19 protein-coding genes are annotated in these 22704 nt (G+C 55.8%); 15 read left to right on the top strand and 4 right to left on the bottom strand.

From position 1 onward, the window contains the following. Positions 1 to 118 precede the first annotated feature (118 nt). The 6 genes from ACW9HX_RS19365 (at position 119) to ACW9HX_RS19340 (ending at position 8410) form a co-directional block, all read left to right on the top strand. Positions 119 to 2872, top strand: coding sequence for a type VI secretion system Vgr family protein (locus ACW9HX_RS19365; protein WP_457381834.1), 2754 nt, complete (start codon positions 119 to 121; stop codon positions 2870 to 2872). Then, on the top strand, positions 2865 to 3479 hold the full coding sequence (locus ACW9HX_RS19360; RefSeq protein WP_457381833.1) for a hypothetical protein: 615 nt from the start codon (positions 2865 to 2867) through the stop codon (positions 3477 to 3479). Before ACW9HX_RS19365 ends, ACW9HX_RS19360 begins: the two co-directional genes overlap by 8 nt. After that, complete coding sequence (locus ACW9HX_RS19355; RefSeq protein ID WP_457381832.1) at positions 3476 to 4213, top strand: hypothetical protein; 738 nt, start codon at positions 3476 to 3478, stop codon at positions 4211 to 4213. Before ACW9HX_RS19360 ends, ACW9HX_RS19355 begins: the two co-directional genes overlap by 4 nt. A 197-nt stretch (positions 4214 to 4410) precedes the next feature. Next, complete coding sequence (locus ACW9HX_RS19350; protein WP_457381831.1) at positions 4411 to 6555, top strand: T6SS effector phospholipase Tle3 domain-containing protein; 2145 nt, start codon at positions 4411 to 4413, stop codon at positions 6553 to 6555. Next, on the top strand, positions 6555 to 8135 hold the full coding sequence (locus tag ACW9HX_RS19345) for a type VI lipase adapter Tla3 domain-containing protein (protein WP_457381830.1): 1581 nt from the start codon (positions 6555 to 6557) through the stop codon (positions 8133 to 8135). Before ACW9HX_RS19350 ends, ACW9HX_RS19345 begins: the two co-directional genes overlap by 1 nt. A gap of 14 nt (positions 8136 to 8149) precedes the next feature. Beyond that, positions 8150 to 8410 carry a PAAR domain-containing protein gene (locus ACW9HX_RS19340; RefSeq protein ID WP_457381829.1) on the top strand — a complete coding sequence of 87 codons (261 nt, stop codon included), beginning with the start codon at positions 8150 to 8152 and terminating at the stop codon, positions 8408 to 8410. A 51-nt stretch (positions 8411 to 8461) separates the two neighbouring features. On the opposite strand, the gene ACW9HX_RS19335 is transcribed toward ACW9HX_RS19340, so the two are convergent. Next, a complete protein-coding gene (locus ACW9HX_RS19335) occupies positions 8462 to 9922 on the bottom strand; it encodes a fatty acid desaturase (protein ID WP_457381828.1) in 1461 nt (486 codons plus the stop codon). Positions 9923 to 10166: 244 nt separating this feature from the next. Between ACW9HX_RS19335 and ACW9HX_RS19330 the strand changes: the two genes are divergently transcribed. Together ACW9HX_RS19330 and ACW9HX_RS19325 are read left to right on the top strand one after the other, a co-directional pair. Continuing rightward, a complete protein-coding gene (locus ACW9HX_RS19330; protein ID WP_457381837.1) occupies positions 10167 to 10826 on the top strand; it encodes a hypothetical protein in 660 nt (219 codons plus the stop codon). Continuing rightward, positions 10820 to 11935, top strand: coding sequence for a hypothetical protein (locus ACW9HX_RS19325; RefSeq protein WP_457381827.1), 1116 nt, complete (start codon positions 10820 to 10822; stop codon positions 11933 to 11935). The genes ACW9HX_RS19330 and ACW9HX_RS19325 overlap by 7 nt, the downstream gene beginning before the upstream one ends. Here the strand turns inward: ACW9HX_RS19325 and ACW9HX_RS19320 are convergent. Beyond that, entirely contained in the window at positions 11923 to 12834 is a 912-nt protein-coding gene (locus ACW9HX_RS19320) for a hypothetical protein (protein WP_457381826.1), read from the bottom strand. The genes ACW9HX_RS19325 and ACW9HX_RS19320 overlap by 13 nt on opposite strands. Beyond that, entirely contained in the window at positions 12831 to 13709 is an 879-nt protein-coding gene (locus ACW9HX_RS19315; RefSeq protein ID WP_457381825.1) for a metal-dependent hydrolase, read from the bottom strand. Before ACW9HX_RS19315 ends, ACW9HX_RS19320 begins: the two co-directional genes overlap by 4 nt. A gap of 106 nt (positions 13710 to 13815) precedes the next feature. Between ACW9HX_RS19315 and ACW9HX_RS19310 the strand changes: the two genes are divergently transcribed. The 6 genes from ACW9HX_RS19310 to ACW9HX_RS19285 all read left to right on the top strand — a co-directional run bounded on the left by ACW9HX_RS19310 (position 13816) and on the right by ACW9HX_RS19285 (position 20372). Then, on the top strand, positions 13816 to 14745 hold the full coding sequence (locus ACW9HX_RS19310; protein WP_457381824.1) for a fatty acid desaturase family protein: 930 nt from the start codon (positions 13816 to 13818) through the stop codon (positions 14743 to 14745). After that, positions 14745 to 16346, top strand: a complete 1602-nt coding sequence (locus tag ACW9HX_RS19305) for a GH3 family domain-containing protein (RefSeq protein WP_457381823.1) — start codon at positions 14745 to 14747, stop codon at positions 16344 to 16346. The genes ACW9HX_RS19310 and ACW9HX_RS19305 overlap by 1 nt, the downstream gene beginning before the upstream one ends. Beyond that, on the top strand, positions 16331 to 17416 hold the full coding sequence (locus tag ACW9HX_RS19300; RefSeq protein WP_457381822.1) for a Rieske 2Fe-2S domain-containing protein: 1086 nt from the start codon (positions 16331 to 16333) through the stop codon (positions 17414 to 17416). The genes ACW9HX_RS19305 and ACW9HX_RS19300 overlap by 16 nt, the downstream gene beginning before the upstream one ends. A gap of 468 nt (positions 17417 to 17884) precedes the next feature. Continuing rightward, positions 17885 to 18220 carry a type II toxin-antitoxin system RelE/ParE family toxin gene (locus tag ACW9HX_RS19295; protein ID WP_457381821.1) on the top strand — a complete coding sequence of 112 codons (336 nt, stop codon included), beginning with the start codon at positions 17885 to 17887 and terminating at the stop codon, positions 18218 to 18220. A gap of 136 nt (positions 18221 to 18356) precedes the next feature. Beyond that, the gene (locus tag ACW9HX_RS19290) at positions 18357 to 18641 is read left to right on the top strand and encodes a helix-turn-helix domain-containing protein (RefSeq protein ID WP_457381820.1); all 285 of its coding nucleotides are present in this window, start codon (positions 18357 to 18359) and stop codon (positions 18639 to 18641) included. Between the two features lie 702 nt (positions 18642 to 19343). Further along, complete coding sequence (locus ACW9HX_RS19285) at positions 19344 to 20372, top strand: beta family protein (protein WP_457381819.1); 1029 nt, start codon at positions 19344 to 19346, stop codon at positions 20370 to 20372. Positions 20373 to 20523: 151 nt separating this feature from the next. Here ACW9HX_RS19285 and ACW9HX_RS19280 read toward each other — a convergent pair whose 3' ends face one another. Beyond that, positions 20524 to 21177, bottom strand: coding sequence for a sce7726 family protein (locus ACW9HX_RS19280; RefSeq protein ID WP_457381818.1), 654 nt, complete (start codon positions 21175 to 21177; stop codon positions 20524 to 20526). A gap of 482 nt (positions 21178 to 21659) precedes the next feature. On the opposite strand from ACW9HX_RS19280, the gene ACW9HX_RS19275 reads away from it, so the two are divergent. After that, positions 21660 to 22697, top strand: a complete 1038-nt coding sequence (locus tag ACW9HX_RS19275) for an ImmA/IrrE family metallo-endopeptidase (RefSeq protein ID WP_457381817.1) — start codon at positions 21660 to 21662, stop codon at positions 22695 to 22697. Positions 22698 to 22704: the final 7 nt, after the last annotated feature.

Raw genomic sequence — 22704 nt, 5'->3', positions numbered from 1 at the left:
AGTCGTTTAATTACGGCTGATCGTTTCAAGCATCGGCCAGCTCTGCTGGTCGATGCAATTTATGCCTTGCAGAGTTGATGTGCGGACTCTCTTTCTCACCTGACCAAGGAATAGTTAAATGCGTCAAAGGGATTTGAAGTTCACGTTTTCCGTGTTATCAGGGCAGATGGAGTTCGAGGTCGTAGAATTCATACTGGAGGAGGCCATCTGTGAGCCTTTTCGGCTCACGATCGAGTTGGCCAGCCGCAACCCGAACATTGATTTCGGCAAGGTACTCGATCAGCCCTCGCTACTCACGATCTGGCAAGGCGGCAAGGCTGTGCGTCATGTCCACGGGCTGGTGTCCAGTTTCACTCAAGGTAAAACCGGCTTCCGCCGAACACGTTATCGCGCGGTGGTCGAACCGCAACTCGCCCGACTGGCCCTGAGTTCCAACTGGCGTATTTTTCAGCAGAAAAACGTACCGGACATCATTAAGTCAGTGTTGAGTGAGCACGGCATACTCGACTATCAGCAGCACATCAACAGCGAACATTTGCCGCGCGAATACTGTACGCAGGTCGGCGACACTGACCTCTACCTGTTCGATCGGCTGTCCAGTGAAGAAGGCTTGTTCTATTTCTTCAAATGCAGTGAAAGCACACACACGCTGATCCAGGGTGACAAACTTTATGTGCAGGAGCGTATTCAAGGCGCTCCGGTGCTCTACACCACTGAACCGGCCGCGGATGCAACTCAGCCGGTACTCTATGCGTTCAGTTACACCGAGAACGTCCGCACGGCCGAGCAGACCCAACGCGATTACACCTTCAAGCGCCCGACCTTCGACCAGCAGCAGAACTTCGCCGGCGATGATTTGCAACATCAGGCGCCTAACTACGAACGCTACGACTATCCGGGCCGTTACAAGGCCACCGCTGCCGGTAAACCCTTCACCCAGAACCGCTTGCTGGGACACCGTGGCGACGCGCGGATCGCCGTTGTCGAAGGTGACGATCCGCGCCTGGTGCCGGGCTTTTCTTTTCAGCTCACCGGCCACCCTCGGGACGATTTCAATCGTTGGTGGCGCTCGCTGAGGATCACTCACAAGGGCATCCAGCATGCCAGTCAGGAAGAAGAATCCGCTGGTTCCGATGTCGGCGTGAGTTATGACTTTGTCGCCGAGATCGTTTCCGAAGAAACTGAATGGCGTACCCCGCCGCAGCCCAAACCTATTGTTGACGGACCGCAGATTGCGACTGTGACCGGGCCAGATGGAGAGGAAATTTACACCGATGAATTTGGCCGGGTAAAAGTCCAGTTCCCATGGGACAGAGAAGGCAAAAATAACGAATTCAGTTCCTGCTGGGTGCGCGTGGCTCAGAACTGGGCGGGTGCGGACTGGGGTCATATGGCGATTCCGCGGATTGGCCAGGAAGTCATCGTCGATTACCTCGACGGCGATTGCGATCAGCCGATCGTTACAGGACGCACGTACCGCGCGACGAACATGCCGCCTTACCAACTGCCCAATCACAAAATTCTCAGTACCATCAAAAGCAAGGAATACAAGGGCACTCGGGCCAACGAACTGCGTATTGACGACACCACCAAGCAGATCAGTGCCGCCTTGATGAGTGACCACGGCAGCACTGCGTTGCATCTGGGTTACCTGACGCATCCCCGGCCAAGCGGCGGTGAACCCCGCGGCGAAGGTTTTGAGTTGCGCACCGATGAGCACGGAGCGCTGCGCGCAGCCAAAGGCCTGCTGCTTAGTACCGAGGAGCAAATGAACGCCAGTGGTGGCCACCTCAATCGTGCCTCTGTCGTCCAAGTACTGGAAGCGGCGTTGAAGCTGGCTAAGGATCTGGGCGATTACGCCCAGGATAACCAGGGTGTAGGACATGACAAGGTGCCACAGAAAACGCTCAGCGATGCGGTTCGCGACTTGGGCAACGGTGCAAACGACGAGTCGGGCAAGAGCAATGGTGGCAATCCGGCAATTGCCGTGAGCGGTGAGGCCGGTATTGCCGCCGCATCCCCGAAAAGCATCACGATGGCGGCAGGTGAGCACATCGACACCATTGCCCAGCAGAATCAGCAACAGACCTCGGGGCAGAAATTTGTGCTCAATGCCGGGACCGACCTAGGGATGTTTGCTCACAGCGGCGAGATGCGCCAGATCACCCATCAGGGCCCGATGCTGTTGCAAGCGCAGAAGAACAACATCCGCCTGGAGGCGGACCAGAGTGTGGAAGTCAGCGCAAGTAACCAGCATGTGCTGGTGTCGGCCAAAGAACACATCACCCTGATGTGTGGCGGGGCCTACATCACTATCAAGGGAGGCAATATCGAACTGGGCATGCCTGGCAACCTGATCGTCAAAGCGGCCAAGCACAGCTTGCTTGGCGCCACCAGCCTGGAGGCGGAACTGCCCAAGTTTAAAGTAGGCGATACCCAGCGACGCTTCATGCTCAAGCAGATTGATGGGACATCAGCGATGCCCAACATGCCGTACAAAATCACTCTCTCCAGTGGCGAGGTGGTCGAAGGGGTGACAGATGCTCAGGGTGCTACGCAGCTCTTGCAGAAAGATGTGATGAGCATTGCCAACGTAGCCATGCTCAAACCGCCTTCGCCCGCAGCTGCGGGGGCCGCGGCAGGCAGTGCGGGGGCTGCTGCCAGTGTTGCCAGTGCCGATGATGAGGCGGAGGAAATTGTGCAATTCTTTGAGTTCAAGGATGACAAAGGTGGACCCGCGCCGCACCACTTCAAGGTGATGTCTGCCGGGGAAGTCGTGGCCGAGGGTTCCGGTGAGCGGACGCCGGAATTCCCTTCCGATATGGAGTTGGAGCTGGAATCATGGCCAGTGAAGGAGAAACAAAATGGCTGAAGTCTTGACCGCTCAGGTACGCAAACTCGCGGCCATTGGTTATGGCGAAGCCTCGACGGACAACAACCCGCAGGAAGTCCGAGCCATTTGCTTTACTGTGGCCAACCGCATGCGCGCATGGGGGCTCGCCGACGTCGACAGCCTGCTCAAGGAGGCTGGTGCTGGCTACGTCGTTGCCACTAACGGCAACAATGTCCGTTACAACCAATTGATGTCGGCTTCAGAAGCGGCCATTAATGCCGATCCCAACATGCGTTCAGCGGTAGAGAGTGCACGGGATGCGCTCGCCCAGCGTGGCAATGACCCCTCCAACGGGGCGTATTGGTGGGATGGTGTCGATATTAAGAAAACGACCAATCCACGACACTCCTCTGGCTTCCACTACGGCTCCCCCTCGCACAACATCTTTGGTATTGCAGAAGTCACGTTGCCTGAAAAAATCACCTATTGGACGCAGTTCAACAAAAAGACCAACACAATGGTAAATACCCGCGAACGGGGTCGTTATACCTACAAATACCAATCCACAGCCGCTATCGGCAAAACGATCTTTTGGACCACCAATCCGGAGTACATCAAGGCATCCGGCGCCAAGGGGCATCGATGAGAAAAGTCACCCGTTGTCTGAGCCTGATTCTCGGTGCAGGCCTGCCCCTTCTGGCGCAGGCCGCCCCGGCGCAGTTCACTGATTACCGTGCCTTCTATCAGTCACTGGGCGACAACCTGTTTAGAGGGCCCGGGAGCGAGCTGGCCATGCCCTGCTCGGAGTCACCAAGGCATTGCCTCTGGGTCAACGCAATGCGCCCGGCGTTTGAACGTTTTGAGGATGCGCAATGGAGCGCTCCCGACGGGCTGAATCTCGAGCCGCCCAAAAGCGCACCCGAGATTGTCTTTGATGGTGAGGCGCTCACGATCGGCAAACAACGTTGGCCACTGCGCGATGCAATCAGCTACGCCTCGCCACAGTGGCCCGTCGGTGATCCTATCGATCCGGAAAATCTGGCGACCGTCACGTCCTGGCGCCAAGGTGGCTCGACATGCCTAGAGATGCAATACGTCAGCAGTGGTTACGGTGATCGATACACCCTGGTGTTGCTGGTACACGGTCAGCATCTGTACGCATTGCCGCCGCTGTTCGCCTCCTGTTCGGCCATTCGCAAGGCGCCCCACAATCAGTTCAGCTATCCGGAAAACTCTTATCTAGGGGCGGAGAAGGAAAACAATCCAACTGGATTGAAAGTGGATTATCTGGTGCCTGATGCCAAAAAGCCGGTAGCGCAGTACTTGTTGCACTTTCCAAATCAGGGGGATCCCTTCGTATTTGACGCGCAGAGCCAATAGGCATCAGCGGACAAATCCGTCATGACCTTGGTGCGTGCCAGGGTCATCACATAAGGGAAAAATGCAGGTTAGAAACTCACTACGTCTGCTTATCACGATGCCAGATGATCGGCATCGGATAGCAATCGCTAACCCGGGCAGGCGTTCGACCAAAATCGTCGAGACCAACGGGATAAAGTTCATGGAGGAAATTCGGAATGACTGACGCTGCCCAACCGAAAAAAATCTGTTCAAGCCAATCGATTACTATGCCTAGCGGTGGCGACATTCATCTTATTCCGCCGCCACCAAAGCCCTGTGTGACGATCCTCGTTCACGGTGTCAACGACTTGGCCGGTTGCTACGCACGTATTGAAAAGGGTTTGTGCGAGGGGCTGAACGAGCGCCTCGATATGTCACGCACTTTCCCCAACGGGGCGAACAATCCAGGATATTTGTTGCCGGCCAGTTACAGTGTCCCCGAGGATGATGACGGCAAGGCCATGAACCCTGACGCCGTGTACTTTCGTCGCAAGTCTGGAACCACAAGTGAAGGATGCCAGCCACGCAGTGTGGTGGTGCCATTTTATTGGGGGTTTCGCGAGGAAGAGGCGTTCATTCAAAAAGATGAGAAGCACGGTCAGTGGCTAGACCGAGACGGCAACCGCCTGGACAAGGCCGGTACCAAGGAAGGCGGCCAGTTTGCTAATGCCACCACCAATCTGCCGGATATGTGGGGTAAGGGATTCAACGGCATGCTGCTCGGTTTTATTTCCCTGAACAAAATCGGTGGCACGATGACCCACCCGCTGTTCTCTGCCGCCGGGCGGCGCTATATGGTGCTGGCAGCCATGCGCCTAGCCATGTTGATCAAGATCATCCACAAACGTCATCCGAACGATACGATCAACGTAGTTGGCCACAGTCAAGGCACCCTGCTCACACTGCTGGCCCATGCGTTCCTTAAGGAAGATAACGCTAAGCCCGCTGATGGCGTGGTCATGCTCAACTCACCCTACAGCCTCTTCCAGCCGAATATGGACAAAGTTCAGAAGTTGGGCGGGCAACAGACCACCGGCGCGCGTATCGCTACGCTCAACGGTATTTTGCAATTCATAGCGGGCAGTCCTAATCCAGTGCCAGCAATGTCAAGCGTGTCCCTCAAGAACAAGCAGGGTTACGGAGCGATTGGTGGGCCAGGCTGGACGGGCACGACAGCATGTCAAACCACCATCCGCGGGGAAAAAATCACCTTCAACGAGCGTGACAACCGAGGCTGCACTTTTCTCTATTTTACTCCTCAGGATCAGACGGTTGGCCTCAGGAACGTTCAGGGTATTGGTTGGCAGGGGATCGGCGAGGAAGTCGATGGTCAGCCCGCACGAAAGATCCTTCCACAACGTTTCCATCAACGCGTATTTACCGTGCGTAAACGTAATAACGAGAAAGAACTTGTTGGCAAACACGTTCCTCCCTATGTCTACCTGTTACGCCAGGATAGCGAGCAACCCTGGGAAGACACCGGCCTGGGCTTCATGGACCGGATCCCCAATGGCAGTTTGGACAAAGGCGCCAGCGTAGTCTTGACCGCTCCACAACTGCCAGTGCCAGGTGACGTGAACTTTTCTAATGATGGCGTTATGACCGCCCCGGGGGAAGGCTCCAAGAGTGGGGTTTACCAGATGAAGGACAAACTGGACCCTATCGATGCCTCCATTGGCGTCGCCAACGGTGGTTGGGAGCCGAAAAACCCCCGCCGCAGCCGTCAGGAGACGATGGAGGAAGGGTTGGCTTTCAAATACGGACAAGACATCCAGAGCGTCGAAAAGGCTTTTAATGAGGGTAAAGAGGCCTCACAGTGCGCCCATGTTTTTGTCGCTCGCGCTCAAGGCAACGGCATGGTCCTCATCACTCGCGGGGAAACTCCCTATGAGGCGCGCCTACGTTTGCAAGGTGAGGAGTATTCGGAAGCTCTGTCTTTCCACTCATCCATACCTAACAACCCTGAGCACAGTCGACAGGTTCTGGCTTATGACGTGGCGATCGGCGCCGGCGAATGTGTCGATGACGCGTCCTTCTACGCGTATCTATGTCGAGTGGCGGATTGGCGCATGGACTGGAAAAAGACCGATGGCGGCGCAAACGCGCAATTCCAGGCCGAGAATGATGATCCAGACGACTCCGTGGATCAGCACTATCAACAAGAGGATGGTAAGAACCGCGAGCTGATTGACTCTACAGTGGCGTATCGCAAGACCGGTACTTTGCCGGCCATCAGCGATAATATGCCGAGCCTCGTGGCCACCCAAACCCGGACTGAGCTCAGAAAAGGCGAACCGATCCGATTTGGTGGTATTGCTTGATGCGCTTTGATGCGTTGTATCTTTTTTTCACGGGCCTGCTCCTGACCAGCCCACTGGTTCAAGCGGCTGAACATATATCGACGGTCAGCCGTTGCTTTGCTAGTCCGGCATCATCTGTGACTGCCTACATCTCGGCCAAGGAGGCCGCCACTATGCCTGTTGATGCTCGTTATCGTGCTCCAACCACCTCGCCCCATCTGGACACGCTGGATGTGCTTGCCATTGGCTTGAGCCTCGACGTATTCCGTCAGGGTCAAGCTTGGAAAGCCTTGCAAGAGCAGAATGCAAAACAGACCGAAGCCCTCCACGTGGGGAGTATCCTTCCTACTGACCCGAAAAAATATCCGGTGGATGGCGATGCCAAAGACATGGCCTATGACAAGCGCAAGGCCGATGCTTTAGAACTGGGCTTGCGCGACTTCATGGAGAAGTGGCCAATCCCGACCATCACAGTCGTTCGGGGCTGGAGTCCCGATACACCGAACCTGCGTTATTCCCCGGAAAGAACCCGGGAAATGCTCTCGGGAATGGTCAATAGTTACCGCACGGAAGCGGGCTTGCACTGGCATCGCGTGCGCAATCTGCAAGATGGCGTTGTTTGCAGTGATACCCCGGAAGGACTGGTGGAAAAGCTATTCAATTTGTTCGAACAGAATCCCGATCTACCCGCTGTATTGGTCTACAACGTAGAAGGGTTCAGCATGTCGTTCGCCCTGTCGGCTAAAAAGGCGCCACTGATTGGTGGGCCAGGTCCACGCAAGCCGGGCGAACTCACCGACGCCATGGTCGCCATGGTTATCGGTCGCCCTGAGCGCGTCGAATGGTTGCGTTACTACGCGCAGTTTGCCAAGGTCAATGAGAACAAAATCGACCCGGAGTTCACCGGCTGGGGCGCGAGGAAACCTGCGGTTGAGTTTCAGCCATCAACGTTCATTCCTCAGCCTTGGACCCAGCGCGCGTTCGAGCAGTGGGATGCGCAGCCAGTGCTGGCGAAGCTGCATCGGCCGGTCACTGTGTCATTACTGCGGCCAGACAATGGCGAACGCCTCAAACGCGATGCACTGACCGTCAAGTTGGCTGCAGGCTGGAAAGAGGCCACCGACGGCCTCACGCAGAAACCGGCTCGGGTTTTCTTTGATGGTGGCTTGAACACCACACCGTTAGCTGAACTGCTGCCGGCACTCTCCGCCGCGCACAGTCCGCTAGACTTGCTTGATTCGCGCGAAAGCTACGATTTGACCCAGCGCTTGGGGGACACTGGCTCGGCGTCTCCGTTTGTCGGCCTCACCCTGGCAACGATGGCCAGCTACCTGAATGCGGACACCAGTGTGGTCATGCCTATGCGCCGTCCGGAGCTGGCAACAATCATTGCTGTGACCTCGCCAACCCCCGGCAAAAAGCCCTCAGGCAACGATCATTTCGGCGTCAACCTGATGCCTCAAACCGCCAGTACCGAGGAACCACCAGCTCCACCTTCAGTGCATTCGGCGCCAAAAATGCCGGTCATCGAGCAGGATCATACGCTGGAAGAATTCCTCGCCGACCAGAAACCGAAAACCAACTGGATGGACGATCTCTAAGAGGCCTGCTGAACATGGACATCATTCGGCTCGGCGATTCCACCAGTCATGGTGGCACCGTTCTTGAAGCTTTCAACCAGACGGACCTGAACGGCAAACCAATGTCCGGTGTTGGTCATAAGGTGGTTTGCCCGCAGTGCAAAGGGGTTTTCCCTATTACGCAGGGCAGCGCCCTGCTGGACGTCGGCGGCATCGCGGTAGCGCTTCATGGGATGAAAACCGCGTGCGGCGCCAGCCTGATTGCCAGCAATCCTAAGGGTGAAGCTGCAAGTTAAAAACGTGGGGCGTTCTTTACGCCAACGGTGCTGCCCGGGAAGTAGACTGGGTCAACGGTTCTTGTTCATCCCCGACCAGAGCAGCGAGGGCAGCGTCCGTGAGTCCAGCAACGTTTCATCCGCCGTCACCAGACGCGGGAGAACATGCCAGGGATGGTTGGCACTGCGGTGATGATGCAGGTGCAGATTGATGTGATAGGGCCAAATGAAAAACCGCCCTGCGCACCCGACTTTCCATGCATATGTCCATTCCCGCCAACCAGGGGTGACGTCAGGTCCGCCACTGTGCTCGGCAATGCTGCGGATTTTCTGCAGCAGGGTGCCCAGCGTGGCCAGTGGCACAAACCAGAAAAACACCATCAGCAACAGCGTCTGGGCGGACGTTTGCCAAAAAATGAAAGATAAAAGGACCAGCCAGATCACACCGGCAGCCAATGCGGGCCGGGTCATCTTCGGTGATTCTCCGCCCGCCGCCTTATAGGCGCGCAGGTTGCGCAGCGTGTTGATCAAGAACAGATCCCCGAGCAATTGCCGCAGCAATAACCTCCCGCTTAGCGGGCGAAAATCCCAAGGCTGCCGGCTATACAGGAAACGCCGCTCCGGGTCGTTCGCGGTTCCGGTCTGTTGATGATGTTCGAGGTGCAGGGGCCGATAGAATTCCACCGGGACCATTCCTGGCACCCCGATCGCCAGGTTGATCAGAAAGTCGTTGAGCGTGCGATGACGAGTCAAGTGATAGTGCGTTGCGTCGTGGTACAGAATGAACAGCGCATGTTGGCGCGCGGCAATTACCACGAAGGCCACGCCATACAGTCGCCAGTCCCCCACGTACAGCGCGATGCGCAACGTCACGACGATGCACAGCCATTCCAGCAGGATCGCTGCCATGGTGCGCAGATCCACCATCAAACGCTTCAGCATTACTGTGACCAAGCCCACTACGCCGCCAATCGCGGCGCCATACACCACGTCGAGCAACACGTGCTGGCCAGTCGTCAACACGGTAATCCCCAGCACCACGCTCCACAGACTGAAGAGCCATGCCGCACGGATGCGCAGATAACCGAGGACAACGCTGATGGACACCGGCAATGCGATATGCCCGCTGGGCGAGGCGGCCAACGGTGAGTCGATCCGGTAGAACCAATTGAGCCACTGAGACGCGCTGTCCGCACGCTCGACCATGGTCGGCCAGAACAAGTGGCTCAGCAGGCAGGTTCCGGAAGCCACGGCCGCCGCAAAAAATGCGGGCAACAGCCATTCGTGGCGCCGTCCCAGCAGCACCAGCACCGGCATGATCAATACATAGCTCAGGTACAGCGGCAAGGTGTAAGGCAGTCGAGCAATGTGCGCATCAAACCCCGTCGGTTGAATCACCCGTACCGCGCCCATCGGGACGTGTGTGACGAGAAAGTACAGTGCGCCCGTCACGACGGTGTAGATCAACAGCCAAACGAAGGGCCGCGTCACGATCGAGGTATCAAGGTGATGACTGACAAACGTGGATGACATGAATAAGGCGCCTGATGGGTCAGAACAAACTCAATTTTCCATACCGCCATGAACGGCGATTTCTGCTCGGTTATTCAAGGTTTGCACCGTCAGAAAATGGCAGCGACGAAAGGAAGTCTACGTTGCATTGACCCTTGCAACTCGCCAAACTCCAAACATCTTGCTTGCGATGCCGAGGATCTCCATGCGTTTGAGCGCAACGCCCGTTGAATGCCGCGATCTGCATCCACATGAAATCGATCGGATGTTCGAGATTTATTCCGCATCCTACTGCGATACTTCTCGCCCGCGATTCGATCAGGATTTCCAGGACAAGACGCACTGCATCGTATTGCGTTGCGCAGATGAAACCATCGTCGGTTTCACCACCCTCAAACGGTATGAGCGCACGTGGTTAGGCCAACCGGTCAGAGTAATTTTTTCCGGCGACACCATCATTGACCGCGAATACTGGGGTAGCCAACAACTGGCATTCGCGTGGATGCGCCTGGCCGGTGAGATCTGGCAGGAGCAGCCGGACGTGCCGTTGTACTGGTTTCTGATCTGCAAGGGTCACCGCACCTACCGTTATCTGGGCGCCATGGCGTTGAACTATGCCCCCCGCGCCGGCGTGGCGACGGATCCTGCAGTGCAGGCGTTGGCGGATTATCTCGCAGTGGAGCGTTTCGGCGAAGCCTATGATCCGGCAACGGGCGTGCTGTCTTTCAAAGTGCCGCAAGGTCGGTTGACTAAGGAACTGGCACAAGTCCCTGCCCCTCACCTGCGCCTGGAAAACGTTGCCTATTTTCTGCAGAAAAATCCTCATTACGCGTCGGGCGATGAGCTGGTCTGTCTGTGTGAATTGCACCCCGACAACCTGCGGCCGATGGCGCTGCGTCTTTTCGCCGCCGCGCAACCATGCTGATCCGCCAGGCTAGCGCTGCGGACAATCGGCAACTGCTCGACTTTCAGGCGCAGCGGGCCATGCAGGGCGGCTTGCCAATGCGTTTTGATCGCGGGCCTGACTATTTTGCGCTGCACCATTGTCATGCCTTGGATCATCGCACCTGGCTAGCCGAGAACGAGATCGGTGATCTGAAGGGCATTGCCAGCCTGGTGGTGCGCGAGGGTTATCTTCAGGGTGGCATTCAGCCCGTGGCCTATTTGGGGGATCTGCGGCTGGTACCCGATAGGCGTCTGTCGGTGTCGTGGATGGCCGAGGTCAAAGTCCGACTCGAAGCGCTGGCCAATGAAACGGGCGTCCAGCACGCGTATTGCTGTGTCATCCGCGACAACCGTCTCGCCACACAGTCGTTGCTGGGTGGAAGGCGCGCCAATCCACTCAAGCTTGCCCACTGGCGTGGTTACAGCAACGTAGCCGTGTATGCCCAGCGTGGTTGGCGAAGCACTCCGCGGACACTGGACAACGTGCGCATCGTACAAGCACAGCCGTGCCACGCCGATGCGCTGCGTTCGTTTCTCGACCGTGAATCGGCCGGTCAGCCCTTCGGCGCCATTTTCAGTGAAGAGCAGTTTGCGCGGCGCTTGAACACCTGGCCGGACTTCGGCCTCTCGTCATTTCTGCTGGCACTGGACGCCCAAGACAATCTACTGGGCTGTGTCGCGCCTTGGGATGCTGGGCGGATCAAACGGGTGGTACTTGAAACATTGTCCTTGGCGCACCAGGCCCTTCGCCTCGCGTTTAACACCTGTGCGCCGCTGTTGGGGCGCCCTGCCATTGCTGCGCCCGGCGAGGCATTGCGCGACGTTTACCTGACTCACTTGCACGTACGACATCGCGACCCGCAGATCTTTGCGGCATTGCTGGATGCGGCGTGGATGCGTGTTCGCGGTCAGTACGCGTTGATGCAATTGTGTCTGTATGACCATGACCCGCTCTGGATGGCTATGACGCGCTATCGCGCCGTGTCCATTCCAATGGATTTGTACACGGCGCCCTGTGTGGGGGATGCCGAGGCATTGAATGCGCAGGACGCCGAGCGCATCCCGGGCTTCGAAATCTATCTCGTTTGAACGCGTCCGTGCACGACAGCCAACAGCGTCAGCCAGAAACGTGTGGCATCAAAACCACTGCCGCCCAGCACCGGCTGACCATGATCGAGCCGGGGCAGACAGATCTGCGGCATGCCCTCTATGCGTTGATGCTCGAGGTAAAACTGTCCGTCATGAGCCCAACCGGGTCTCCGGGCATTGAGGCGGGCATGATGGGTATCGAGGCGCGAACTGGGAGCCGCGCTCCAACTGACGACGTGCACGCACTGTACGGCGGCGGGCTGGTTTTTGAGCAGGTGGGTAATGTGCGGGTCGCGCAGACTGCTGATATCCCGCGCGCCATCGGCCACCCAAGGGGTTTTCGCCAGCACCCGGCGAACGTGATCGAACGGGTAGTTGATGCTCGACTGCCCTGCGCCGCCAGCCAACACGTCGTCCATGACGGTTGACGGACCTGTCGGCGGTTGCACCAGCCCCACGCCATCGCATGCCTCGCTCAATGCCTTGTCCTGTGCCAATGCCGCGAGCGCGTCGAGGCCACCCTTGCTGTGCGCCAACACGACAAATCGTTGCCCCTGCCTGAGTTCGGCCGCCAGCAACTTGCAGATATGCCGACCTTGCGCCATGACGCCCCGAGATGAACGTACAGGCATGCGCAGAACTGGATAGCCCAAGCGCCGCAACGTCCTTGCACAATCCTGAAAACAGCCGGGCAACCATTCGGAAAACAGTCCGGCAACCAGTACCACCAACGTGCCTGGGGGAAGGCTGAGTATGGGTTTGTGCCAGGACGCGACAAATTGTTCCGTCCAGTCCAGCCGTGCCTCGGGCGCTGCGAATTCGGTTTTCGGAAAATGCAGCGGCCAGTCGTCGAACCCCTCAGGCCCCCAGACCTCTGTTATCGCCGAAAGTCGCCTCATAGTGTGCGCCCAGCGTATTCGTCCAGCGTTTCCCGCGCCGCTTCCAGCGCTTCACGGGTGTCGAGATGGTTGGGATGAAACCCCGGAATGAACCAAGCCAGCCATCTCGGAAACACACGGGTCAGCGGGCCGGGATTTACGAATAACCAGCCGAGCAAACGCAGCCACTCGCGCCCGTTGCGGCGTTGCCCGTCATTGCCGGCAAGTCGATGAATGAAGTACATGACATCGACTGCAAAGTAGCCGGTCATGATCAGCATGACCCCGCATCGCATCAGGTATCGCCAGAGCGGATTGCTGACCACCACGCCCAGCACATCGTAGGCGACAGCCTTGTGTTCGGTTTCTTCGATCGCATGCCAGCGCCATAGCATGGCCATCTTTCCATCGGCACCTTTGAGGACCGCAGGATTGCGCAGGAGTTGATCGGACAGAATCGCGGTGAAGTGTTCCAGGCTGGCCGTCATGGCCAGACGCATCGCCGGCGAAAACTTGTTGCCCACCTCCTGACGGCGCAACAGCAATTGTTCGAGGGCATCGACAGGTGCACCTTGTGCCGCGAGTAGCTGGTTATACGAACGATGTTCGCGAATATGCGAAGCTTCCTGATAAACGAACGCGTCAACGGCTTCGGCCAGCGCCGGATCTTTTTCGATCGCTTTTCGAAAGTGCACGACACTGTCGATGAAGAGTTTTTCGCCGAGTGGAAACATGATCGACAGACCATCGAAAAAGCGCGTCACGTGCGGCCAGCCACGATACCAATAGCGTGGAATCTGCTCATCGATTGCAAAACGCAGGTTGCGCCGGGGGATGTCGGTGCCACCGGATATTGCCGCCGAGCGTCTGGTTAAAAGGCGTTTTAGATACGACATAAAGTTTTCTGCGGTTCCTCGTTGCCCCGACGCCTCAGCAATTGATCGTGAGTGAAGCGGTCAGGGCGGTATACTTTTTTGACTCGACCGTTCTCAAGGAGCCCATATGCGCAGTTCCAGTGACATTTCGCAAACGCGTCGTTTCGACGTGGGAAATCTGTGTGTTCTGGCGCTACAGACGCTATTTTGGGGCACAACCCTGACTTGGCTTTCCCACACTGATGCGGGTTGGCTCAAATGGCTGGTGCTTGTTCCGTTCTGCCTCGTCATGCAAGGTGTTTTCTCGATGATGCACGAGTCCTTTCATGGCTTGGCCCACAGTCGCAAATCACTCAACTACTTCGTCATGTGGTGGGCTTCTACCCTTTTTGGCGCCTCGGCTACGCTGATCCATATCAACCATCTGGGACACCATGTGCGCAATCGCACACGCGCAGAGCTGGCCGACTTCGCGGTCGCGGATGAGTCGCTTTGGCGCAAGCGCATCGAGTACTACTTTGCGGTGCTCGGCGGTATCTGGCTGGCGGCGTTTGTCGGCAGCCTTTTATTACCGTTGCTGCCGGCCCGCATCACGGACAAGTGGTCTCGGACTGCAGAGGTCAATACCTATGCTGCGGCCTTCAAGGATTTCTCCAGCGCCGACTTCAAACGCATCCGCCTGGAAGTCATTGCCGGCGTCGTCGCGTGGTTATCGATCGGACTCATGCTGGGATGGAGATGGCAGGTTGTGCTCATCGCCTACCTCGCTTTTGCATTTTCCTGGTCGTCGCTGCAGTGGGTGTACCACATGCGCACGCCGCTGGATGTCGTCGAAGGCGCCTATAACATGAGGGCTCCGCGTCTGGTTCGCTGGGCGTTTTTGAACTTCAACTACAACCTGACCCATCATCGGCACTCGGCCATGCATTGGCAGCAGATGCATGAAGCCTCCAATCTGAAAGAAACGCGGCCGCTCTGGTATGGCTGGCTGCAGGTTTTTCTGCCACCCCAGCGATTACCCGATGATTTGACGCAACTGGACAAGACCTACTTCTGATGAGCGCTAACATGGATGTCAAACGCGCGCTGTGGCAGACCTTCCTGGAACGCGCCAAGCCCACACTCGATCAATGGCACGCGCAACTTGAGCAACCGCAATCGACTCAAGAGCTGGCATTGCAGCGATTGCTCGAAGCCAACCGTGATTGCGCATTCGGCCGCGATCACCACTTTGCTCGGCTGCGTGACTCGACGCAGTTTCACGACAACGTCCCGATCCACACTTACGTGCAACTGCAGCCCTGGATCGAACGCGCGCAAAATGAATCCGAAGCGATTCTGACCTCCTCCCCGCCGCTGTTCTTCGAGCGTACGAGTGGAAATAGCGCGCTGCAAAAAGCGATTCCCTATACGCGCGCCTTCCTCGCAGAAATGCACAGCGCGCTGACCGTTTGGCTCGCCGACATGCATCGTCAGGTGCCCGGAATCAGCCACGGATCAAGCTATTGGTCAATGTCGCCGCCCTTGCAAATGCCAGTGGCGGGACCCAATGGCATTCGCATCGGGTCGGCCAGTGATCTGGAGTATTTGCACGGTAGTCATCTGACCGGTCTGGCAGGGACTTTGTTGATTCCCGAGTTCAGCGATGCGTTGTCGCAATGGCGCCGACAGACCCTCCTGGTCTTGCTGGCTGATGCCGATCTGAGCTTTATCAGTGTGTGGAGCCCGACCTTCCTGACCAGCCTGTTGCAGCCACTGTTCGACGGCGAAACCCCCGAACATGTGCAGACGTTTGCATGGCTGGAGGCTGCGCTTCCCGCGTCGCGCCAGTCAGCATTGCGTCGAGCGAGATCCCAGGGAGTATGCACCGAATTATGGCCACGACTGGCCGCCGTCAGTTGCTGGATGGAGGGTCCCAGCCGCCACTACTTCACGCAACTGGCCGTGCGTTTTCCGCAAACGCAGTGGCTGCCGAAAAGTCTTTTTGCCACCGAAGGCGTCGTGAGCATTCCATTTGGCGACGGGCCTGGGTGCCCGTTGGCGGTCGGCAGCCATTATCTGGAATTTCTCTGCGAAGACGGCGCCCTGCGTCATGCTCATTCGTTACGCCTGGGAGAAACGGCGCAGGTCCTGCTGACGACCGGTGGCGGCTTGTACCGCTATGCATTAGGCGATCGGGTCCGCGTCGTCGGCATGTCGGGGGCCACGCCACGGGTCGAGTTCGTGGGACGTGCCACGGGAACCAGTGATCTGGTCGGGGAAAAGCTCGATGAGCAAATCGTGCAGAACCTGTTCGACCGTTGCCTGGCGACAAAAGGCGCCGCCTGCCTGATCCCCAATGCCTACGCTTCGCCACCGCATTACACGGCGCTGGTAGCGACATCCCGCCAGCTTGATGCCAGTGCCTTGATACTGACGATCGAGGCGGCACTGTCCGAGGCCTTTCATTACTGCCAGGCACGCCGACTCGGGCAACTGGGACCTGTGCAGGTGCGCCTGCTCGACGGCGGCGCTGATCGGCTCGCGCATGTATTGCAGCAGGCGGCGGAGTTAAGCGGCATCCGCGCGGGCGACTTCAAGCCGCGTTCACTTATCAATCGGCTGGAGACAGCCGAAGCCCTTCTCGCTCTGACGGAAAGCTCATGTCGGCACCTTTGAACGATCTTCTTGAGACGCCGGATGATGGCACCCTCGAACAATGGTATGTGGCGTGCACACAGAAAGAACTGCACAAAAACAAACCTTACCGGGCGAAGATTCTGGGCTTGAACCTAGTGCTTTTTCGCCAGCGTGACGGCCGGGCGGCGGCGCTGCTCGATCAGTGTGTGCACCGCGGAACGCGCCTGTCGGCGGGCAAGATTGCCGACGATTGCCTCGTGTGTCCTTACCACGGCTGGCGCTACGACGCTCAAGGGCAGGTGGTGCATATCCCTAGCGTCGGCGAAAAGTCATGTTCTTCGGCGTCCCCCGCGTATCGCTATCGCCAACGTCACTTTGCAGTACAAGAACAGGACGGGCTGGTCTGGGTCTACACCGGCACGGGCAACCCGCAGGAAAAACCTGTGTTCAAGCTACCGGTCTACGGCGAAAAACCTTGGCAGTCTTATTTCATGATCAACACGTTCGAGGCTGATGTCGGCAGCCTCGTACAGAACTTCATGGACGTACCGCATACCGTGTTTGTGCACGAAGGCATCTTCAGATCCAGCACGGGGCGAACAATGGAGGCCACGCTCGCGTGTAAAGCGCAGAGCATTGAAGTGACCTATCATGATGACGGCGACAAGATCGGTTTTATGAACTGGCTCTGTAACCCCGACGGCGAGCCCTTGGTACACACGGATCGTTTTTTTGCGCCCAACGTCACGCGCTGCGACTACCGCTGGGGCGACTGTTCGGCGTTCTTCATTATCAGCCAGATCACACCCTTAGACTCACGACATTCACGCGTCTATACCTACATCGCCTACCGCTTCCGACTACCCCGCTGGGTATTGCGCCTGTTGCGTCCGTTCATTCATCTGTACACCCATATCGTTATTCGTCAGGACGTGAAAATCATTCAGGCGCACCGGCAAGGTCTCGATAATGTAGCGAATTTCAAGCCGTCCAACGTGCAAGCCGATGCCGTACATATTGGGGTTGATCAGCTACTGGCCGCCGTGAAACTGGGAGAGGCATTGCCACCGGCACAACGCCGTGAGTCCCGGATACGATTTGCGCTCTGAGGGAAGCTGATCTATTGGCGCTGATAAGGAGGTGACCCAGCTGCCTAGAAATCGTTGACCTAGGTAGCCTTCAAAACTATGGCCTCTATGCTGGGTATTTGCGTATTTATGTTGGGGTAGTTTTGCCACAGCAGGTGGGGAAACTACGCACCAGCGCCTACAAACGCCCTTTCATGTCTCTCGAACTATAGGCCATCCGCTAATAGCCTCATCTCACCAGCCTCCCGCCCTATATCTTCAGTCTCCGAATGAAAATTTTCTGTCACATATCGAAATCGAGATAATTTACTGTCATTTGCTTGACGTTATCTCGGTATCGATATATCCTTCTCTTCGTTGAGCGTCGCAAACCCCACGTACAAGCCACAGATAGGCAAGTGGGTACGTCAACTACATCCAAAACCAGTGAGGGAAACACCATGGCCGCTATCAGCGCACGCAATTCGAATCGAGTAAGGAGTTCAAACCATGCAGGACGAACAAAAGCAGCAGAAACCTATCAAATGGGTTGGTAGCAGTAAGGAGGATCTTCGGGATTTTCCTACGGTGGCAAAACAACGGGCCGGCTATCAGCTGGAACTAATCCAGGATGAAGAAGACCCTACAGACTGGAAGCCGATGGATTCCGTAGGTGCGGGAACGCGTGAAATCCGTATCAAATGTAAAGACGGGGCTTTTCGCGTGTTTTATGTGGTGAACCGGCCGGATGCAATCTACGTTCTGCATGCGTTTCGCAAAACCACTGAAAAGACGGAAAAGTGTGATATTGACTTGGCGAAAGCCCGGTACAAGTCGCTGGACTGATGGACTGCGATACCCCCTGGCGGCAACCGGGGGGGGAGCCCCAACCCCTTTCACTCGTGGCAAGGGGTAAAGGTCTAGGCTCAGTCCGTACTCGATACTTTTCTAAATGCAATAACGTAAAACAGAGGATTAAAAAATGGCAAACGAACGCTCTACCTCCGTGTGGGATGCGTTGGTTGATTCGCCAGAAGAAGCCGAGAACCTTCGGCTGCGCTCCAAGCTTATGCGAGTATTGACCAAGACCATCAAAGCTTGGGACCTGCCGCAGAAGGACGCGGCACGACAACTGCACGTGACACAACCGCGTTTGAGTGAGTTGCTGAACGGGAAGATCGACAAATTTTCCCTGGATGCTCTGGTGAATATGTTGACCAGCGCAGATCTGGAAATTGATTTCGTAGTAAAGAAAAAGGCCGCCTGATTTAGGCGGCATACAGCAAAACGGGCTGGCCTTTCTGGCTGGCCCGTTTAGTTTTAGCCGGACCAACCTGGGAGCTCGGAGCATCTAGCGCGGAAAGTATTGAGCCCTATCTGCTGGCAGTGAGGAGAAATTGACCCAGCCGCCGAGAAATCGTTGACCCAGCTAGCCTTCAAGGCTATGGCCCTCTGTGCTGAGTATTTACTTACTGAAGTTGGGGCAATTCCACATAAGCGCCTACATGTTGCCCAAGCTTGTGGCCCCATTGCTGCAGCTTTTGTGCTGGAGCTTTTCGGAGCATCGTGCCTGCTGAGCGTGATGTGCAGTTTTCTACTGTTGTGTCTTGTAGCCTGCTGGTGCCTACCTACAACGAAAAATGCGAATAACTGTGTCGCTACGTTAGGTGCAGACTATTCAGAATCGCATCTTGGCAGGCTAGATCATGGTCTGCTTTGAAAAAAACACACTCTTAAACGGGCCTTCGGTGACGTAAACCAAAAAGAGGGTGACGCCGCTTGCCAGCGACAAAATGGGCTATAGGGGGCTCTTGCCGTCGTGATTGATTCGCAGCGCAATTCGACCACCACAAGAATTAGATTTTTTTGGGGGGGGGGGGGGGCGAGTAATAGACGATCAGACGATGGCAATGTTTAGCGCGCCGTGATATTCCTTTGCCACCAAGGTGCACCAAGGAGCGGTAATAGCATGGCGATAAATTTCCCTGACCATCCCCCGTATATTCCCATCATTAAATGGCAATCCTACGAACAGAAGGCGCTAAAAAAAGTAGCTGCCGACATAGCGAGACACGTGCTTCCTTGCGTAGAAGTCAGGGATTCTGCCCAACACATTAATCTCATGGGCGCATTTCATGGCACGTGGGGCAGTTCGGCGATGGTCGATTATGCCGATCCTAAAGGAGTTTTAACGGCGAACCGAAAGCGTGAGTTTCATGACTTTCTGGCCTCGGCAAACGGGCTTGGCCTCCCGATCATTCCTGTGTTCAATCCTTATGATGTACCAGGGCTCGGTGTACCACTCCAGACTCTGGCAGCCTCTTTTGGTGAAGCTGCACTGCGCTTACGGGTAGCTGCGCTATCAATCACCGCTGATCACCTGGCCAATGTTACTTCGGCATACAACGCCCTAGCTGCTCATGGATTGCGGATGAGTTTGATCATCGATCTCGGTGTCGCTCCGCAAACATGGACAAATGCAGATACTCAACGGTTTTCCACCGAGTTGTCGCAGTTTCAACAGCTAGGCTTCACCAGCATCCATGTTGCATCAGGCGCCTACCCTGAAAGCCTAGCGGCGGTAAAAACAGGGGTTGGTGTTTTTAACCGGCGAGATTGGTCGTTCTGGAGTGACCTCAATGCCGCTGCTCCTGGCATAAAAATCGGCTTCAGCGATTACGGAGTTCTTTCTCCCGTTTGGACTGAGGAGGCGTTAACGCGACGAGGCGCACGAGTGGCAATCCGTTATACGCGGAATAATGACTGGCTCATTCTCCGTGCCGACGGTAAGAAAAAAACGGACTCTGTCGCTATTTCTGAAATCATGGTCAACGCTTATGCGGCTGATTTTAAAGGACCGACATATTCATTTGGTGACGAGCTCTTGGCTGAGCGCGCAGACCCCACTGTACTGCTTACCAAGAAACGCTGTGGTCATTACCACATCACGGAAGGTTGGAGTCATCACATTGCGGTAGTGGTCAAGGAGCAGTACTGACCTGGCATACACGGCGGGAAGATCAATACGTTGAGCGCATTCCCCGAGTGCTAAGACTGCGCTGTGGTCTGATTGCTGACTCGTGCCTGCCGGAAGCTTTCCGCGCAGAGGGTGAGTTCTTTACATATCGAAGGAGGGAGGTCCCCTCCTTTTAGATAGAAAGAGTGCGGGCTTTTTCGTACAGATCGGCAGGGCTCAGATCCGTTGTGAGGTTTTCGAGCTCGACGATCAGCTCTTCTCGGCAGTGGATAGATTGAGAAAGGCCGACCCGCTTAAGAAGATACTCTCGAACATGTTGCCGTAATTCATCAAGGCTCAGGATCTGGGCGATATGGGCTTGAATCTGGTAAAGGCTTTTACTTTTCCATCCCCGTAGCTGTCCAAGTCTATCGAGGAGGTGAAGAGCCTCATCACGCTTGAGCAGTGTGGCGAGTACATCAGGTTCGTGTCGCTTGTTGGGTTTGGCTGAGCGGATTTGTTTGAATTTGTCTGTGGTTTCGTCCGGTAGGACGAGAATTCCCCACCAAGAGGGAAGAATCGGCAGGGCTTTCTTCAAATGTCGTTCTGCCGTTACCAGCGTAACTCGATCGAAAACTCGTGCGTAACGAGCTCCCTGACCAATCAAACGTTTGAGGGTGTCCGCTTCGCTTTTGATTTCATAGCAGTGCATATCCATCACGTGCACGAGATCGGCACGTATCTCACCGCCGCTTAACTCAACCTCTTCAAGGAATGAACCAGGAAGATTTTCCGGCAAATTATTGAGGTGCAGTGCCAGAGCTCGTTTTATCTCGGCTTCGCGCATTTCATGTCCCAGGATTTGGCAGGGCGCCAAAAAAGCGGGTCAGCATAACCCAATTAGCGACTTTTGATTGATACCTGAGCATCTTCAGGTTTATGCCAATATGCTAATATTGTTGCATGAATATGCATAAACCTACAGCGCAGGTAGTCTCAGAGCTTCAGAAATTCTTTGCTGACCAAGGTGTGACATCCAGTGCCGGCATAGCTAAGCTCACAGGAATTTCTCAGTCTCAGATCTATCGCAATCTGCTCGGTCAACCCAAGAGACTGACGAAAACCATCCGTCAGCTATGCATTTATGCGAATGTTTCAATTGTGGTTGATCCCGTCAATCCTGCAACTTCCCAGGTCCTGATGGATGCCCTAGGTGTTATCTGGGACGGGAGTGAAGAACACGCTCGTCGCTTAGCGGACCTGCTTTTCGCCCATCGTCGAGCGAGTATGGGAAAATGATTGTCGAAAAATGCGTTATAGGAGGATGCAATGCGTGAGGCTACGACTCCAATAACGGTGAAATCTGCGTTTGATAGCTTGAAAGCAGCTGGATACCCACGTCCCTATGTAGAGAAACTGTTACCTGATTGGTGGGATAACAGTCTTTTCAAAACGAGTGCGGGCGCTTTCCAGTTCGCGATGATCTTGAAGCAGCGGCTGGGTCTGAACGTTCAGTTTGGTCAAGACGGAGCGCTGGAGATCCAAATGGCAGCGCCACAGGCGCGCTACAAACGGCGTAGTGACACCCATGAAGAAGAATTGAACATAGCTGCCAGCTTGGGCATAGCTCTAGCGAGGCTAGCAATTTTCTGCACGTCTACACCGTATGAACCGCCACAAGCAGATCCATTGGCTATTCGTGCGCTGGTGCTGTCTGAGTCGAAAAAAACCTTTGTCGATTTTGAGGGGCTTTTGGACTTATGTTGGTTCTGTGGGATTCCAGTTCTGTTTTTAAAAGGAATGCCAAAAAACACAAAACGTATAACCGGAATGACGGTGAACGTAGACGGTCGGCCTGCAATCATTTTGGGCTTCAATACCGCTCAGCACTCCAGGCAGCTCTTTGTTTTGGCCCACGAGTTGGCTCACATTCTATGCGGCCACCTTGAGGATAATGGTGTCCTTATTGATGAGGACATTTCTGGTGTTACCGATACCCTCCTGGGCAGCCAGGTGGTTCGAAAGGATGGCGAAGAGCGTGAGGCTGATGCATTTGCTCTCGCTTTATTGAGAAACGGGCACCCCAACCCCGTACGTGAAATGGGTCGTCCAGATTCTGCTGCGACGCTCGCATCGAGCGCGATGTCGGTTGGTCGAGCACATGCGATTGATCCGGGTCATCTGATTCTTTCTTACGCCAAGGAGCATGATGACTGGGCCAGAGCCAACCAAGCGCTCAACTTTATGCCCAACCCGATTGGTGCCATTGAGCTTGTGGAGCAAAAATTCAGGGCTAACACGGTCTTAGAATCGCTGAGCGAAGAAAACCAGGAACATGTTTTGTTCATCCAAGGATTTGGGGGGTAAGTATTTC

The sequence above is a fragment of the Pseudomonas sp. SDO52101_S400 genome (assembly GCF_054071635.1).
Note: the sequence above shows the minus strand (reverse complement) of the source record. Positions and strands in the feature narration are given on the sequence as shown.

Bases quoted from the DNA above. Each gene is read 5' to 3' on its own strand.
- ACW9HX_RS19365 (WP_457381834.1), top strand. From the start codon at position 119: ATGCGTCAAAGGGATTTGAAGTTCACGTTTTCCGTGTTATCAGGGCAG.
- ACW9HX_RS19360 (WP_457381833.1), top strand. From the start codon at position 2,865: ATGGCTGAAGTCTTGACCGCTCAGGTACGCAAACTCGCGGCCATTGGT.
- ACW9HX_RS19355 (WP_457381832.1), top strand. From the start codon at position 3,476: ATGAGAAAAGTCACCCGTTGTCTGAGCCTGATTCTCGGTGCAGGCCTG.
- ACW9HX_RS19350 (WP_457381831.1), top strand. From the start codon at position 4,411: ATGACTGACGCTGCCCAACCGAAAAAAATCTGTTCAAGCCAATCGATT.
- ACW9HX_RS19345 (WP_457381830.1), top strand. From the start codon at position 6,555: ATGCGCTTTGATGCGTTGTATCTTTTTTTCACGGGCCTGCTCCTGACC.
- ACW9HX_RS19340 (WP_457381829.1), top strand. From the start codon at position 8,150: ATGGACATCATTCGGCTCGGCGATTCCACCAGTCATGGTGGCACCGTT.
- ACW9HX_RS19335 (WP_457381828.1), bottom strand. From the start codon at position 9,922: ATGTCATCCACGTTTGTCAGTCATCACCTTGATACCTCGATCGTGACG.
- ACW9HX_RS19330 (WP_457381837.1), top strand. From the start codon at position 10,167: ATGTTCGAGATTTATTCCGCATCCTACTGCGATACTTCTCGCCCGCGA.
- ACW9HX_RS19325 (WP_457381827.1), top strand. From the start codon at position 10,820: ATGCTGATCCGCCAGGCTAGCGCTGCGGACAATCGGCAACTGCTCGAC.
- ACW9HX_RS19320 (WP_457381826.1), bottom strand. From the start codon at position 12,834: ATGAGGCGACTTTCGGCGATAACAGAGGTCTGGGGGCCTGAGGGGTTC.
- ACW9HX_RS19315 (WP_457381825.1), bottom strand. From the start codon at position 13,709: ATGTCGTATCTAAAACGCCTTTTAACCAGACGCTCGGCGGCAATATCC.
- ACW9HX_RS19310 (WP_457381824.1), top strand. From the start codon at position 13,816: ATGCGCAGTTCCAGTGACATTTCGCAAACGCGTCGTTTCGACGTGGGA.
- ACW9HX_RS19305 (WP_457381823.1), top strand. From the start codon at position 14,745: ATGAGCGCTAACATGGATGTCAAACGCGCGCTGTGGCAGACCTTCCTG.
- ACW9HX_RS19300 (WP_457381822.1), top strand. From the start codon at position 16,331: ATGTCGGCACCTTTGAACGATCTTCTTGAGACGCCGGATGATGGCACC.
- ACW9HX_RS19295 (WP_457381821.1), top strand. From the start codon at position 17,885: ATGCAGGACGAACAAAAGCAGCAGAAACCTATCAAATGGGTTGGTAGC.
- ACW9HX_RS19290 (WP_457381820.1), top strand. From the start codon at position 18,357: ATGGCAAACGAACGCTCTACCTCCGTGTGGGATGCGTTGGTTGATTCG.
- ACW9HX_RS19285 (WP_457381819.1), top strand. From the start codon at position 19,344: ATGGCGATAAATTTCCCTGACCATCCCCCGTATATTCCCATCATTAAA.
- ACW9HX_RS19280 (WP_457381818.1), bottom strand. From the start codon at position 21,177: ATGCGCGAAGCCGAGATAAAACGAGCTCTGGCACTGCACCTCAATAAT.
- ACW9HX_RS19275 (WP_457381817.1), top strand. From the start codon at position 21,660: ATGCGTGAGGCTACGACTCCAATAACGGTGAAATCTGCGTTTGATAGC.